This is a genomic window from Psychrobacter sp. APC 3426 (assembly GCF_030408035.1).
Lineage (GTDB): Bacteria > Pseudomonadota > Gammaproteobacteria > Pseudomonadales > Moraxellaceae > Psychrobacter.
The window spans coordinates 108,400-123,415 of sequence record NZ_JASDCF010000001.1; the positions used below are offsets into that span (position 1 = coordinate 108,400).

The window sequence follows — 15,016 nt, forward strand, 5'->3', positions numbered from 1 at the left end:
TTAGCGCTCCTCTACTGACTGAGTAACTGAACTATTAACTAATTTTACCCCAGTCTTTATATCTATAGGCCTGTCTTCATAGATACCATAGTCAAGATCATCTTCTAAAATTTTGGAATACTTCCTAGGTTTGATGCGATAACGAGGATCTAACATCGATATCACTACACCGAGTACCATGATAATAGAACCCAGCCAAATCCAACGGATAAGTGGTTTGACATAGATGCGGATGGCCCACTGATTACTGTCTTCAGCGATAGGTTCACCTAACGCGACATATAGATCTCGGCTTAGTCGGTCATCAATTGCAGCTTCGGTCATCGGCATCATACTCACCACGTAAGTACGTTTTTGTGGCCGCAATGTCGTAACCGATTGACCCTCTTTACTGACTAAGACTTCGGCTTCGGTCGCATCATAGTTACTGCCTTTGACCTCTGTAAAACTTTTAATCTCAAAATCATAACCTTGAACATGAACGCTGTCGCCGATACCCATCGCCACATCGGTTTCAATACTCATACTAGAGGTAAATGCCACACCTATCGCGGCGATTAATACGCCTACGTGGGCGGTCTGCATGCCCCAATAACTACTTTTCAGACGTTTAATACCAGCCAGTCGAGTTTTAGCGTTTTTAGTCTTATCTTTAATATCGATGAACATCCATGCCAATACCCATAGACTCAACGCGACAGTCACCGCGATATTAAACATTGCTACTGGATACACGAAATAGCTGATAATTGCACCCAAAACAGCACTGCTAATACCGATAATCAGTGCCGGTCCAAGTAAAGGTCGACTGTCCTTCTTCCAACGAATATTCGAGCCCATGCCCATCGCAAGCATTAATAACCACGTTAGCGGTACAAATAAAGCATTAAAATAAGGCGCACCAACGGAGACTTGGCCTAAATTAAAGGCATCAGCAATGATAGGATATAAGGTACCAAGTAGGACGACTAAAGTCGCTATTAAGATAATGGCGTTATTGATGACTAAAAAAGACTCACGCGATATCGCGCGATATTGACTTTCAACAGTCAACTGCCAGCCACGCAGCGCAAACATAATTAATCCACCGCCGATGACTATCGCTAAAATAACTAAAATAACGAGGCCTCGGGTTGGATCAGCTGCAAATGAATGCACAGAGGTAATGACGCCAGAACGCACAAGGAAGGTACCTAGCAAACTTAGCGCAAAGGTAAAGATGGCCAGCATAATGGTCCATGCCTTAAAGACACCACGCTTTTCAGTGACAGCCAATGAATGCAATAATGCCGTACCCGCCAGCCATGGCATCAAAGAAGCATTCTCCACTGGATCCCAAAACCACCAGCCACCCCAGCCAAGCTCATAATAAGCCCACCAAGAACCCAGAGCGATGCCTAGCGTTAAAAAACCCCAAGCCGCCTGAGTCCAAGGCCGCGACCAGCGTGCCCATACTGCATCCAGCCTCCCTGCCCACAATGCTGCCATACAAAAAGCAAAAGGCACGACCATGCCAACATAACCCATATATAGCATTGGCGGGTGAATGATTAATCCAGGATCTTGTAGTACTGGATTTAGGTCTACACCATCGACCATTAGATAAGGCAAGGTGCGATTAAACGGCGATGAGGTGAAAATAAGCATCGATAACATCATCGTCTGCACGCCAGCCATAATAACCAACACCCGCGCACGCATAGATAATGGTAAACCGCGGCTAAATAAAGAGACTAATGCTGCCCAAGTCGCCAGAATAGTCATCCATAACAATAACGAGCCTTCGTGGCCACCCCAAGTCGCTGATACTCGGTAATACCAAGGTAGTAAGCTATTAGAGTGTTGGGTCACATATTCCAGACTAAAGTCATTGTAATAAAACCCTGCCATCAATCCTACGAATGACAGCATCATCATAGAGAATTGTGCCCAAGCTAGACTAGGCGCTAAACGTTGCATAGCAACATTGTTATTTAATACACCCCATGTAGGTAATATCACTTGCAATATGGCGAGCACAAAGGCTACCAGCAAAGCAAAATATCCCAGCTCTGTGATTAGCATATATCTGACCTTATTTGATCGGCTTAAGTCATCATTAAGAGTGACCTAGAAATTTAAAGTAAACTGACTGAAGTAGAGCTTAAAACCATTCTAACATTAATGATTTTTTTTTGATATTTACGTCTCAAGTCTTAGCCAAATTTATGCCGATTTATCGAGACTAATAATGGCTTCAAGCCAGCATTTATGCGGAATTTTTGCATGTAAGCATTTTCTTATGAAGCAGTAGATTAAGACCTCAGAGTGCGTTAAGTGCGGAAGCCTACTCAATAAATTATCATTTGCTCTATTACTTTATTTATTTTAGGTAATCAGCGCTTACTTATATTCAGCCAACCATAAGACATGACTCATTGACAGGTAGTTACGAATTTTTAACATAATTGTGCTGTAACTGATAAGGTAGCTACCCTTAATTGTTAGTATAGTCCTATGATATTAATTAAACCTTACTGATTAGCATTTTATCTAACGGCATAACTTTAAAGGTTATTACCAACTAATTAGGCTAGAGAGCTGAGAGCATTATGAATATGATAAATAAAACTCTAAAAACTGCTACCATAATCCAACTATCCCCTGACAATAAGAAATCAAACACCACCCGTAGAAAATGGCTATTTGTCATACTAGCAACATCGGCATTAACATTAAGTGCTTGTGATAAAAAAGACGAATCAACGATGGAAGGTTCAGCTCTAGAGGTTGACTCACAAACATCAGAGCAAGAAGCAGCAGCTGAGATAGCTATTTCCAGTGAGCCCATGCATAGTAACCGAGAGGAAAGTGCTATTCTGCCAAGTAATGATATGCCTGAGAATACTGGGGCAGTTTCCGAGGATGGTGCGATAGTCAGCGAAGATATGTCAAATGACGATGTAGGTATTAACCGTAGTAATGATTCTGAAGTGTTAAATAGTGGTGAAACAGAAGAACCCGTCTCGACTTATTAATATTGAAGTTCTCGGGAGATATCAGAGACCAATCTATTTGAATCAGAGAACTAGATAATAAAATCTAAGCCCCACTACCAGCGAGTGTCCATTAAACAAGTGTTTTTAGTAAACTTGCATAATCTACTGAAAGTCTAGAGTAAGCATCTAAAGAATAGTAAGTTTGGTGTCGTCCATTTGATTTGCTTATCTTAGCCAGTGAGTCAGCTATCAAAGAGAGGTACTTGGCGTGTTTAAGGTATTGCTGGCTACTTTCTATTGCTAGGTACTTTCTATTGCTAGGTACTTTCTAATGTTTCATTCCCTGAGACTAAATCGTTATTTCGTTCACTTTTAATTAATATTTTTGCTAAGAGTAAACCCAGCTCAAACAGTAGCCACATAGGAATCGCTAGTAACAGCATTGATACGCCATCAGGCGGTGTCACTACCGCGGCAATCCCAAAACAGCCGACTATAATATAACGACGCTTATCTTCTAGACTCTGAGTAGAAACGATTCCGGCCATTATCAGTAGTAAGGTGACCACTGGAATCTCAAAAGTCAGTCCAAACACCATAAACAATTTGAGTGCAAAGCTCAGATAACTGTCAATATCGGTCATTGGTATAACGTTCTGCGGAGCGAACATAATAAAAAATTTCAATACCCCTTTGAGTACGACAAAGTAGGAAAAAGCAACACCAGCATAAAATAGAAATATCGAAGATAGCAGTACAGGAATGGCAATTTTCTTCTCTTTTTTATATAAGCCGGAAGCTACAAATGACCAAATTTGATACAGGATATAAGGCATTGCTAAAAATGCGGCGACGAATATCGTTAAGCGAATGGGTGCCATAAAGTTTGACGTTATATCAGTGGCAATCATGGTCGAATTGATGGGTAACTGCGCCACTAATGGGTCTGATAAAAGATTATAAAGCTCGCGTGAAAATCCCACCAATACTAAGAATATAATTAAGACGACCACGCATATTCTTATTAAGTGCGTACGCAGCTCGATTAAATGTCCGGTAATAGGCATATCGCCAAGCGTACCTAACGTATCTCCAGACTCACTATTCTGTGTTGTATCTGTTGGCGCCTCAAACTCTATATCTGTTATTTTTTCTTGTCGACTTTTTTGCCGTTTAAATAGGCTCACTGATCCGCCTCCTGTTTAATGAACGAGGAGGTAGTATTCTGTTGATGGTCTTTAGCATAAGGGGTGATTGACTGATGTGAAGCGTCTAGGCTTTGGTTCTGTGACTGCTCAAACTTTTGCATACTGCCACGCATTTCTGCTAATTCGCGCTTCATATCCGACTCGGTCTGACGGATTTTCGCAAGTTCATTTTGCATTTGTTGACGTGTTTCAGCTAGATCAAGCTCAGCTTCTATTTCAGATTGTAGAGTGGATACTGTACGGCGCAGTTTGGCATACCATTGCCCAGCGGTACGTGCGGCTTGCGGCAGTTTTTCTGGGCCCAATACGATTAAAGCAATGACGCCAAACAAGAGTAATTCGGAAAACCCAATATCAAACATAACAGTCACATATATTAATAGACTACTTAGTGCCGCTATTTATAAGCGGCGCGCTTCATACTTTAGGCTGGTCATCAGTGGAAATAGGGCTGATTTCCATATCATCAGCCTGATTACCTACACGCGTATTTAAATCATTACTTGCAGCTGGCGTACTATTTTCATGGCTAAGCACATGATTTTTGCGAGCATTCTCGGGTTCTTCATCTTTGACCGCTTCTTTAAAACCCTTCACCGCACCGCCTAAATCTTTACCTGCATTTTTAAGCTTGGCAGTACCAAATACGACCACCACTACGACCAATAAAATCAGCCAATGTGTAATAGAAAAGCTGCCCATAACGGTATCCTTATATTTTGTGATCTTGTTTAGACCAGTATGTGTCAGTGTGCTTTAGAACACTTTTTACCGTACCAGAATTATAGTTTCAAACGGCGCAATCGCAGCGCGTTAGCAATCACCGAGAATGACGACAAGCTCATCGCTGCCGCTGCTATCATCGGACTGAGCAGAAGCCCAAATATGGGATAGAGCACACCTGCGGCAATAGGAACACCAAGTGCATTGTAGATAAAGGCAAAAAACAGATTCTGTCTGATATTGCGCATGGTGGCGTGGCTAAGCTTATAAGCTTTGGCAATGCCCATTAAATCACCTTTTAGCAGGGTAATGCCCGCACTCTCCATCGCCACATCGGTACCGGTTCCCATAGCGATACCAACATTAGCTTGCGCTAGCGCTGGTGCGTCGTTGATACCATCACCCGCCATAGCGACCAATTTACCGCTGTCTTGCATTTCTTTGACGATACGGTTTTTATCCTCTGGTGAGACATCCGCATGAACTTCATCAATACCTAGTTTATTGGCGACTGCCTGCGCGGTTTTTTCGTTGTCACCGGTTAGCATCACAACTTTTAAACCTGCGTCATGAAGCAGTGAAATAGCCTCTTTAGTGCTTGGTTTAATAGGGTCAGCAACTGAAATAATACCAGCAGCTTTACCGTCTATAGCCACAAACATTGCCGTTTCACCGTCTTTTCTACGGACATCAGCTTTAGTGGACAGCTCATTATCAAAACTATTTAGGCTTTCCATAAGCTTAGAGTTACCAATAGCGACTTTCTTACCATCGACCACGGCTTGTACGCCTTCGCCAGTAGTCGAATTAAAGTCAGTAGCTTTAGGAATAATGAGTGATCTTTCTTGAGCTGCTCTAACGATAGCTTCTGCTAAAGGATGCTCGCTAGCGCTTTCTACTGAGGCTACCAATGCGAGGAACTCGTCTTCATCTTGACCTACCTGCGCATCAATTGCGGTAAGCTCAGGCTTACCAGCGGTCAGTGTTCCGGTCTTGTCGACGACAATGGTATCGACTTTTTCCATACTCTCTAACGCTTCAGCATTTTTGATGAGGACGCCGTTTTGCGCGCCTTTGCCGGTACCAACCATAATGGACATCGGCGTCGCTAGACCAAGGGCACAAGGACAAGCAATAATCAGTACCGCAATCGCGTTAACCAAAGCATAGGTCATAGCGGGCTCAGGGCCGAATATCGCCCAGACAATAAAGGTTATGATAGAGCTGACAATAACAATAGGTACGAACCAACCCGCCACTTGATCTACCAAGCGCTGGATAGGCGCGCGGCTACGCTGGGCTTCAGCAACCATTTGTACAATTTTAGATAATACTGAATCTGCTCCAACATTGACCGCTTCGACTAATAGCGTTCCGGTGCCATTTACCGTACCACCAGTCACTGTATCTCCTGCTACTTTTGATACAGGGATTGGCTCACCCGTCACCATTGATTCATCAACATTACTATTACCATCGATCACTGTACCATCTACGGGTAGTTTCTCACCTGGTTTAACCCGTAGCTTATCGCCAGTGACGACCTCATCAAGCGAGACTTCGACTTCTTCACCGTTTTCATCGACACGTCTTGCGGTTGGTGGTGCGAGCTCAAGCAAAGCTCTAATCGCACCTGAAGTTTGACTTCTAGCTTTGAGCTCTAATACTTGACCCAGTAGCACCAAGGTCACAATGACCGCTGCCGCTTCATAGTAGACTCCGACTTGACCAGAGGCATCTCTGAAACTGTCTGGGAAAATATCGGGGAAAAAGGTCGCGACAATACTAAAAATATAAGCAGCGCCTACGCCTATCGCAATCAAGGTAAACATATTTAGATTGCGGCTTTTTATAGACTGCCAGCCACGGACGAAAAACGGGGCGGCGCCCCAAAGCACTACAGGGGTCGCGAGCACTAACTCAGCCCATTGTAAGATCTTTGAAGAGATACCATACTGACTAAAATTAACTACGTTTAAGTCAAACATACCGCTCATCACATATATTAATAGCGGTACAGTCAACACGGTACATATCCAAAAACGACGAGTCATGTCGTCAAGCTCTGAGGTGTCCTCTTCACCGATAGTAAGCGTTTCGGGCTCAAGCGCCATACCACATATCGGACAACCGCTATTTCTAACGTCTCTCACTTCAGGATGCATAGGACAGGTATATACCGTGCCATCGTAATCAGCAGGTACTTTATCGTATTTACCGCCTTTAACAGATTTTACTCCGCTACTATCAGTATCCTTTCCATGACAACTGGCGTGACTATCATCTTTAGCAACTTCGTCTTCAGGTTTAAGAAACATGCCACATATTGGGCAGTCACTTTTTTCAACATCTCTTACTTCTGGATGCATAGGACAAATATAAATCGTGCCGTTATAATTTTCTGGTATCTTGTCGTACTTATTGCCTTCGACAGACTTTAACTCAGTACTATTATTAGCATCCGCTTTATGACAATGCGCATGACTGCCCTCATTATTGTTGGATTCAGCAACCTCGTCTTTAGGTTTGAGAAACATGCCGCATATCGGACAATCGCTCTTCTCAGTATCTCTAACCTCAGGATGCATCGGGCAGATATAAACCGTACCACTATAGTTTTCTGGCACTTTATCGTACTGACCACCTTTGATAGATTTTTCATCGGCAATATGTTTCATAAAACCACTCCTTGAAGACAATAAATATTTATAATAAGTACAACTCTTAAAGCACTATCATCAATCCTCGATTGCTATTCATCTAATCATTAATCTAAAAACCTCTAAAAAATAATTTCTATACTTTTCAATTGGAATTTAGTTTTTATCACGCAAATACTTGAGCAGTGCCATGATTGTTAGTACTAGTACTGCGAAAAATAGTAGCGCAAACAACAAGCAGAGAGCCATCCAACCCCAACCCATGCCTTCCATCATAGTATTTCTCCAAGACTCATAGCACTCATATTGACAGTGGTGGGCGAGCGTATACTTTTAGATGCTTACTATCACTCAAGAATAGCAATCGACAGATATTGAACATTTCGATATAGGAATAAGAGGTTTTGAAATAAGAACAGTAAAACAAAGAACAGTTACTGCAGTTGAAGGGGTAGGTAAAAAATCACATTAATTATCTGTGCAATCTGTCCTTTTAAGGTAAAGGTACCAGCGAAGACTATAGCGCTGATACCAGGTATCACCATTTTTTCATAATCAATTTCTTAGCTTGCCATACCTCTATATATAGCCGTCTATTCGAGCTCTTCAATAAGTGCTTGCATCTCAGCGATTTCACGCTTTTGTGCTTCGATAATGTCATCAGCAAGCTGACGTACACGTGGATCTTCGATATCAGCACGCGAACTGGTCAAAATAGCAATCGAGTGATGCGGTATCATCGCCTGCATCCAATCCACTTGATCGACCGTTTGTTGTGATCTAACGCCCCATAAACCAAAGGCAAATAGCACGACACTAATCCCATAAACCATTAGATTGACCTTAGTCTTTTTATACATATTGGTCATAAAGGCGAGCATAATAATAGCCATCATAGCGCCCATATATAACGCCATATAAGCTCTGGTTTCGCTAAAATAAACGTGATCCCATTGATAAGTATTAAAATACATCATGATAAACATCACGACTGTCGATGTTAAAATCATGATTGTGAACTTTACATAAGGGTTCATTTGCTTCTGTTTATTATCCATATGGTTATTCATATTCTTGTCCTTAATTTAGTAAAAAGGCACCTAAATAAAGAGGTGCCTTTTTTTAGAGCTAGTGTTATAAACTGTTGTTACTTACATGGTTAACACTAGAACCAAAATTTCACACCAGCTGTAACGCTACTAGAATCAACAGCTTCGTCTTCTTGACGTCGCAAATCTCTTGCGTTGCCTAAAGCGGTCTCATAGCTGATACCCACATAAGGCGCGAGCTGACGACTTAACATCTCGTAAGTAAGCCTAACGTCAGCCCCAAACTCATTAAAGCCTTTAGTAATATGGTTATCTGTATCATCTTTGCTAAATGCCGTCAGCTCTACTTCTGGAATCACTACCCAATGTTGATCTAAGCGCCACTCATACTCCGCACCTAGATCTAGACGAACTTGCCCATCAGTATATAAATAAGCTCTAGCATCGGTTTCGATGAAGTAAGGTGCAGTGCCTGCAATACCAGCCATCACGGCAGATTTATCATTTTCGGTATCATAAGCAACACCGGCTTCCCCATTCCAAAAAATACTAAGTGGCTTCCAGTAAGATAGTGAGGTTAAGCTATCAATTTCTTTATCATCTTTAGTTTGGATACTACCTTCGCTACGTAGCGTTACGCGGTTGCTGTCTGTACCGTACCACGTATCAAACTCATAATTGATTTGATCATCGTCAAATTGATAGCCCAGATCGTCTACTGATACGCCCCATAACGGTAAGCTACCCATCATCACAGGCTTACCAAAGCGACCATAGGGAACACCGTTTGAATAGTCAGGACTGCGAGCATCAGCTGGAGCTTTACCACCTTGCATACCTGACATATCCATACTGCCATGGTCCATGCCTGACATATCCATACTGCCATGGTTCATGCCTGACATATCCATGCCACTGTGATCCATATCCGACATGTCCATACCAGACATATCCATTTTGCTATGATCCATATCCGACATGTCCATACTACTATGGTCCATATCTGACATATTGCCCGACATATCCATGCTGCTGTGATCCATATCTGACATATCCATACCAGACATGTCCATACTGCCATGATCCATGTTCGACATCTCAGCAGCGTTTGCTAAAGGTGACATTAGTAGCATCAAAGATGACATGCCAATAAACGGTAGACCTACTTTATATATTTTCATAATAAGGCTCATATTCGAAGGTTTATTAAACAACGGCAACTTCTCTAAACATCCCTGCTTCCATGTGATAGAGCAAGTGGCAATGCCATGCCCATCTGCCAGCTTCTCCGGTGACATCAAAGCTTATCTTTTGTGCAGGCTGTACCATTATCGTATGCTTACGTACTTGAAACTCACCTGAAGGCATCCGCAGATCGCTCCACATACCATGCAAATGCATGGGATGATTCATCATGGTGTCATTGACTAAGGTAATACGTACGCGCTCGTTGGGCTTAATATTGACCGGTGCGGCATCTTTGAACATAACCCCGTCTAGAGCCCAAATATAGCGCTCCATGTTTCCCGTCAGATGTATTTCAATCTCTCTGGTGGGTTTGCGCTGCTCTGCCATTATCTCATCGCCGACAGAGCGCAACTGACTATAATTCAAAACCTTTCTATCAATGTTACGTAGATTAATACCAGGGTCATCAAGGTTCATACGCGGACTATCAACGCGCATATCGGACTTAAAGTCATATTCTGTTTTGGCATGTTTAGCGTTATAGCCATTCGATCCCATGGCGCCCATCATGTCGGCCATCGTCAGCCATTCGATTTTGTCCATAGCAGGTATCGCAGGACGAGCACCTTTTTTGGTAGCAAGCGTTGTCGCAACATAGCCTGACCGATCTATGTTTTGAGCAAATATGGTATGCGCGTCTTTAGTGGGCGTCACGATGACATCATAAGTCTCGGCCACCCCAATACGGAAATCATCGATATCGACGGGACTGACATCAATCCCATCCGTCGCGACGACTTTCATTTTTAGGCCGGGGATGCGTACATCAAATATCGTCTGCGCTGAACCATTAATAAAACGTAGTTTGACAGGCTGTCCAGCCTTGACAAGTTGCGTCCAGTTAGCCGCTGTGGTTTTACCATTCATCAGATAGGTAAAGGTTTTTTCACCAGACAGATCAGTAAAGTCTGTCGGCATCATGCGCATCTGATTCCACATTTTGCGCTTATCAAAAGCAGCTTTTAGATCTGTTGCGGCAATATCGGACAGTAGCTTTTTAAAATCTGGTAAATGATAATTATCAAAGTCTGCGCGTTGCTTTAATAGTTTAACCAAGTTGTGCGGGTCACGGTGCGTCCAATCACTGAGCAAAATGACATGGTCTTCCTCGATAGGATGACGTTCGCGCCCTTTCGGCTCAATGACGATGGCCCCGCGCATACCGGTTTGTTCTTGGAATCCAGTGTGCGAGTGATACCAATAAGTGCCAGATTGTTTCAGCGTAAATTTATACGTAAAGGTGCTATTTGCTGGTATACCATCAAAACTAATGCCGGGCACGCCATCCATCTCAAACGGTACTAGTAGACCATGCCAATGAATAGAGGTCGACTCATTCATTTGGTTATGGACGCGTATCACTACCGTATCGCCCTCGCGCATTTTTAGCGTTGGCGCTGGTAATGAGTCATTAATGAGCGTCGCCGTGCTTGACTTGCCATCAACAATGATGGGTTTTTTGCTGACATAAAGATCAAACTCTTTGCCTGTCAGTATGGGTACTTTATGATCGGGTTTATCACTGTTAATAGTAGCGCCCTGACTGCCTGAGCGACTCGATTGTCCCAATGCGCTACTAGCAATAGTCGGCATCAAGGAGGCACCAAGGACAGCAGAGGATCCGGTTAAAAAACGTCGGCGGTTCAGTATGTTCTTTTTATTCATAATGATAACCTGATTTAATTTGAGAGATGGTGGTTAAGCTTATAGTTATAACATTTTCGATATTTAACAGAATCTATTCACATCTAAGCCAACACTACAGCTGCTGCTGAGGAGACTCAATAGCAGCATAGACTTCTGTGGTGCCGTCTTTATTAAGCTGCATTACCTTATAAGGCATGAATTTACCTTCATACTCCATACCGGGGCTACCAACCGGCATACTCGGTACGGCAAGTCCAATAGCTTGTGCAGGAGGATTTGCTAAGAATTCAGCCATGTGTTTAGCAGGGACATGCCCTTCAAAGACAAAACCGTCGGTGGTAACGGTGGTATGACAAGAGCGCATTTGCTGTGGTACGCCATAACGCTCCTTAAATAAGGATAGATCTTCCACATCGTGCGTGGTTGCACTTAATCCATTGTTTTTTGCATAGCCTACCCATTCTTTACAGCAGCCGCAGTTGGCATCTTTATAAACCGTGGCTGAGACGTTTTTGAGTAATGATGACGAGCTGTTAACGGGAGCATTTGTAGGAGCAGAACTTTCATTTTGTACTTGTGCATTCTGGGTAGCAGACTGTTCAACCTTTACTGGTTGAGAATCAGAGCCACTGGTATTAGATTGGCTGCAAGCGGCTAGCGTTAACGAGAGTGACGATGTCACCACCAATAAAAGGACACGACCGGATAACCAGCTATGTCCATTAGAAAGCACATGTGTGTAATGTCTCATTAAATTACTCCTAAACGTCTATTGTTATGCTCGCTATTCTAAAAACTTACACCCTATATTTGAATTCTTATGTACTTAACTAAAAACATTAAATGCAGCACTGTTCAGTACTACATTGGTGATAGCGACAACCGTGAGTTAGGAGGCTTTCATATCTAGAAAGTATTAATGCTGCATTCCAGATCCATCATCCGACATATTCATATCACCATCAAATGACATGTCCATCATATCGCCATCTATCCTAGTGGTTAGCATCGTGTACTGAGCTTCATCTAATTCAGGTAACGATCTGATAAAAGCAACCATTGCCCACATTCTAGCGTCATCATGGGACGCGCCCCACGCAGGCATTCCAGATGCCATAATACCGTGCTTGATTGCCCAAAAGCTTTGCTTTGCACCGTCTTCTGTTTGATAACGTTTGACAATATCAGCCTTGGTAAAGTTGGGCGGCTTTGGATATAAGCCCTCACTAAAGTCAGTTTGTGCCACTCCCGGAGACAAGTGACAGACTGCACACATATCCTTATAGTCCGCGCCACCAGAACTGATTAGCTCAGCCTTCTCTAAATCTGGTACCACAATATCTTTACTGGCATTTTCTATGGAACGATTGCGAGCAGTTTCTAAAAAGCTAAACATCATTGGGCTATGCTCTTGGTCAGCTCCCACATTGACAACGCCACTAGTAACAACCGCAAACACGCCAACGATTGCCACAAATACGGTAAAGAGCGCACCCAATAAAAATTTCATATGTTTTCCTAACAATTTATTTCCGTTAAGTGTTGACTGCTATTTAACAGAGCTAAAATTTTTAAGATTTACTGTCGTTAGTAACGCAGTGTTTTTGGTACATTTGCTTCATTTTACCCATGTTAGCCATCATCGCTTTCATGGCAGGATCGCTCATGTCCATCTTGCTATGATCCATTTTTCCCATCATATCCATATGCTTTTGCATTTTTTCACAGTTCATTTGATCTTTTTCAGCATGCATTTTAGGGTCATGCGCCATAGCTGAGGTCGATACGACAAGAGCGATGGCCGTCATTGCGATTGATTTAGACAGTAATTTAAATTGTGACATGATTAACTCCTATTGTTTGGATTAAAGGCTATTGAGTTCAATAGCTGTTAAACCAGCCTAAATGATACATTAATCATTCTGACTGGTAGATGACGTTAAGATTACAATGCTGTCATTCTCACTGCTTTAGATTACAATGCTGTCATTCTCACTGTTTTAGATTCTAATGCGCGATATATTCATTTAATATGGCTTCAGCATTTCTATCACGATCGCTACCATATTTTTTTACAAAATACTTTTCAGACTGCAAATGTTGATCTTGATGTTGAACCTGACAAGCCACTCTGGCGTCGACATAACTTTTCTTTTGCTCTTTGGACATTTGTGCATCATTATGATCTGCGTTTCTTGCAAAACTAGTGAGCGCATCACAATTACCGAGAACAGAAGCATCTAAGTTTGTGGTATGCGCATTGGCCGCTGACATGCCCACTAACATCGATACTGAAAGCAAAGCTGCTTTTTTTAATGAACTATAATTTTTCATATAAGACCCTTTAAAGATAAATAACAAACTGTTTAAGTAGGATAATTGCTTTACTCGTAGAGGCAGTCTGTATCAGAGACAAGCCAATATGCGGAGTTGATTTAGAATACTAAATGGTGGCTGACAGCTAGATGACACGGATATTACATGTTCGTTAGGAACAGCATAATATTGTCATCTTCTTGTCATTAAAACCAAATACCAGCATCTGTCTCTATCCAAAGAACACTGTTATAACAAGGGTTCCTGATAAATATATGGCTGATAAGCTAACAATGTTAGTGATACGCTGTTGACAACTATAATGATATAAAGGTAAGCAACGATGAAAGTACTGTTAGTAGAAGATGAGAAAAACCTTGGAGAATATATTAAGAAAGGCTTAACTGAGGCCGGTTTCATCGTGGATCATCACATGACAGGTTTAGATGGCTATCATGCGTTAATGACTGAAGATTTTAGTGTGGTGGTGATGGATGTGATGCTGCCTGACGTCAGCGGCTTTGAGCTGATACAGCGCTACCGTGCTGCTGGAAAGCATACGCCTGTTTTATTTTTAACCGCTAAAGATGATTTAAGCGATCGGATTAAGGGCATTGAAATTGGTGGCGATGATTATCTGACCAAACCTTTTGCTTTTGCCGAGCTAATTGTCCGAATAAAAAGCCTATTGCGGCGTGCCAATCAATCAGACTATAAAAGCTCTGTCATACATATGGCTGACCTAAAAATGGATATTGCTAAACGCACTGTATATAGAGGCGATACCAACATAAAATTGACTGCTAAAGAATTTGCTTTATTACAACTTTTCTTAGAACGTCAAGGTGAGGTACTGCCACGCACTGTGATTGCCTCACAAGTATGGGACATAAATTTTGACAGTGATACAAATGTCATTGACGTCGCTATAAGGCGCTTGCGGATAAAAATTGATGATGGATTTGATATAAAGCTGATTCATACGGTACGCGGAATGGGCTACAAGTTAGAGCCACTGAATGTCGACGTGGATAGTGGCATGGGCGACGATGACACCAACAAAGATGATCTAAAATAAAATGAGAGATAAATTTAAGAATCGACGCTGGCCTTTGTTATGGCGTACTGTTTTTTTACTGACAATATTTGTTGTTATCTCTCAAGTTGTTATTTATATATGGGTTCAG

General features: G+C 42.2%; 14 protein-coding genes. 2 read left to right on the plus strand and 12 right to left on the minus strand.

Going from position 1 to position 15,016, the window contains the following annotated elements; translation table 11 throughout:
- Window positions 1-2,064, minus strand: a complete 2,064-nt coding sequence (locus tag QL919_RS00490) for a heme lyase CcmF/NrfE family subunit (protein WP_201547022.1) — start codon at window positions 2,062-2,064, stop codon at window positions 1-3.
- A gap of 533 nt (window positions 2,065-2,597) precedes the next feature.
- On the opposite strand from QL919_RS00490, the gene QL919_RS00495 reads away from it, so the two are divergent.
- The gene (locus QL919_RS00495; RefSeq protein ID WP_290187683.1) at window positions 2,598-3,017 is read left to right on the plus strand and encodes a hypothetical protein; all 420 of its coding nucleotides are present in this window, start codon (window positions 2,598-2,600) and stop codon (window positions 3,015-3,017) included.
- A gap of 278 nt (window positions 3,018-3,295) precedes the next feature.
- Here QL919_RS00495 and tatC read toward each other — a convergent pair whose 3' ends face one another.
- The 11 genes from tatC to QL919_RS00550 all read right to left on the minus strand — a co-directional run bounded on the left by tatC (window position 3,296) and on the right by QL919_RS00550 (window position 13,847).
- Complete coding sequence (gene tatC / locus QL919_RS00500; RefSeq protein ID WP_290187684.1) at window positions 3,296-4,165, minus strand: twin-arginine translocase subunit TatC; 870 nt, start codon at window positions 4,163-4,165, stop codon at window positions 3,296-3,298.
- Window positions 4,162-4,548 carry a Sec-independent protein translocase protein TatB gene (gene tatB / locus QL919_RS00505; protein WP_011959993.1) on the minus strand — a complete coding sequence of 129 codons (387 nt, stop codon included), beginning with the start codon at window positions 4,546-4,548 and terminating at the stop codon, window positions 4,162-4,164. Before tatB ends, tatC begins: the two co-directional genes overlap by 4 nt.
- 55 nt (window positions 4,549-4,603) lie before the next feature.
- Window positions 4,604-4,888 carry a Sec-independent protein translocase subunit TatA gene (gene tatA, locus QL919_RS00510; RefSeq protein ID WP_011959992.1) on the minus strand — a complete coding sequence of 95 codons (285 nt, stop codon included), beginning with the start codon at window positions 4,886-4,888 and terminating at the stop codon, window positions 4,604-4,606.
- An 80-nt stretch (window positions 4,889-4,968) separates the two neighbouring features.
- A complete protein-coding gene (locus QL919_RS00515) occupies window positions 4,969-7,587 on the minus strand; it encodes a copper-translocating P-type ATPase (protein WP_011959991.1) in 2,619 nt (872 codons plus the stop codon).
- Window positions 7,588-8,162: 575 nt separating this feature from the next.
- Window positions 8,163-8,639: a DUF305 domain-containing protein gene (locus tag QL919_RS00520; protein WP_011959990.1), complete on the minus strand. Its 477-nt coding sequence runs from the start codon at window positions 8,637-8,639 to the stop codon at window positions 8,163-8,165.
- Window positions 8,640-8,734: 95 nt separating this feature from the next.
- On the minus strand, window positions 8,735-9,799 hold the full coding sequence (locus tag QL919_RS00525; protein WP_011959989.1) for a copper resistance protein B: 1,065 nt from the start codon (window positions 9,797-9,799) through the stop codon (window positions 8,735-8,737).
- 25 nt (window positions 9,800-9,824) lie between these two features.
- Complete coding sequence (locus tag QL919_RS00530) at window positions 9,825-11,531, minus strand: copper resistance system multicopper oxidase (protein WP_011959988.1); 1,707 nt, start codon at window positions 11,529-11,531, stop codon at window positions 9,825-9,827.
- A gap of 94 nt (window positions 11,532-11,625) precedes the next feature.
- Window positions 11,626-12,264 carry a DUF411 domain-containing protein gene (locus QL919_RS00535; RefSeq protein WP_011959987.1) on the minus strand — a complete coding sequence of 213 codons (639 nt, stop codon included), beginning with the start codon at window positions 12,262-12,264 and terminating at the stop codon, window positions 11,626-11,628.
- 165 nt (window positions 12,265-12,429) lie between these two features.
- Window positions 12,430-13,023 carry a cytochrome c gene (locus QL919_RS00540; protein WP_290187685.1) on the minus strand — a complete coding sequence of 198 codons (594 nt, stop codon included), beginning with the start codon at window positions 13,021-13,023 and terminating at the stop codon, window positions 12,430-12,432.
- 61 nt (window positions 13,024-13,084) lie between these two features.
- On the minus strand, window positions 13,085-13,357 hold the full coding sequence (locus tag QL919_RS00545) for a hypothetical protein (protein WP_011959985.1): 273 nt from the start codon (window positions 13,355-13,357) through the stop codon (window positions 13,085-13,087).
- A 163-nt stretch (window positions 13,358-13,520) separates the two neighbouring features.
- Window positions 13,521-13,847, minus strand: a complete 327-nt coding sequence (locus tag QL919_RS00550; RefSeq protein ID WP_011959984.1) for a hypothetical protein — start codon at window positions 13,845-13,847, stop codon at window positions 13,521-13,523.
- A gap of 325 nt (window positions 13,848-14,172) precedes the next feature.
- Here QL919_RS00550 and QL919_RS00555 point away from each other — a divergent pair, with 325 nt between their 5' ends.
- The gene (locus QL919_RS00555; RefSeq protein WP_011959983.1) at window positions 14,173-14,907 is read left to right on the plus strand and encodes a heavy metal response regulator transcription factor; all 735 of its coding nucleotides are present in this window, start codon (window positions 14,173-14,175) and stop codon (window positions 14,905-14,907) included.
- The last annotated feature ends 109 nt before the right edge of the window (window positions 14,908-15,016 follow it).

What these genes read in the sequence shown, in the direction of transcription:
- QL919_RS00490 (WP_201547022.1), bottom strand. Translation starts at nt 2,064, where the DNA reads ATGCTAATCACAGAGCTGGGATATTTTGCTTTGCTGGTAGCCTTTGTG.
- QL919_RS00495 (WP_290187683.1), top strand. Translation starts at nt 2,598, where the DNA reads ATGATAAATAAAACTCTAAAAACTGCTACCATAATCCAACTATCCCCT.
- tatB (WP_011959993.1), bottom strand. Translation starts at nt 4,548, where the DNA reads ATGTTTGATATTGGGTTTTCCGAATTACTCTTGTTTGGCGTCATTGCT.
- tatA (WP_011959992.1), bottom strand. Translation starts at nt 4,888, where the DNA reads ATGGGCAGCTTTTCTATTACACATTGGCTGATTTTATTGGTCGTAGTG.
- QL919_RS00515 (WP_011959991.1), bottom strand. Translation starts at nt 7,587, where the DNA reads ATGAAACATATTGCCGATGAAAAATCTATCAAAGGTGGTCAGTACGAT.
- QL919_RS00520 (WP_011959990.1), bottom strand. Translation starts at nt 8,639, where the DNA reads ATGAATAACCATATGGATAATAAACAGAAGCAAATGAACCCTTATGTA.
- QL919_RS00525 (WP_011959989.1), bottom strand. Translation starts at nt 9,799, where the DNA reads ATGAAAATATATAAAGTAGGTCTACCGTTTATTGGCATGTCATCTTTG.
- QL919_RS00530 (WP_011959988.1), bottom strand. Translation starts at nt 11,531, where the DNA reads ATGAATAAAAAGAACATACTGAACCGCCGACGTTTTTTAACCGGATCC.
- QL919_RS00535 (WP_011959987.1), bottom strand. Translation starts at nt 12,264, where the DNA reads ATGAGACATTACACACATGTGCTTTCTAATGGACATAGCTGGTTATCC.
- QL919_RS00540 (WP_290187685.1), bottom strand. Translation starts at nt 13,023, where the DNA reads ATGAAATTTTTATTGGGTGCGCTCTTTACCGTATTTGTGGCAATCGTT.
- QL919_RS00545 (WP_011959985.1), bottom strand. Translation starts at nt 13,357, where the DNA reads ATGTCACAATTTAAATTACTGTCTAAATCAATCGCAATGACGGCCATC.
- QL919_RS00550 (WP_011959984.1), bottom strand. Translation starts at nt 13,847, where the DNA reads ATGAAAAATTATAGTTCATTAAAAAAAGCAGCTTTGCTTTCAGTATCG.
- QL919_RS00555 (WP_011959983.1), top strand. Translation starts at nt 14,173, where the DNA reads ATGAAAGTACTGTTAGTAGAAGATGAGAAAAACCTTGGAGAATATATT.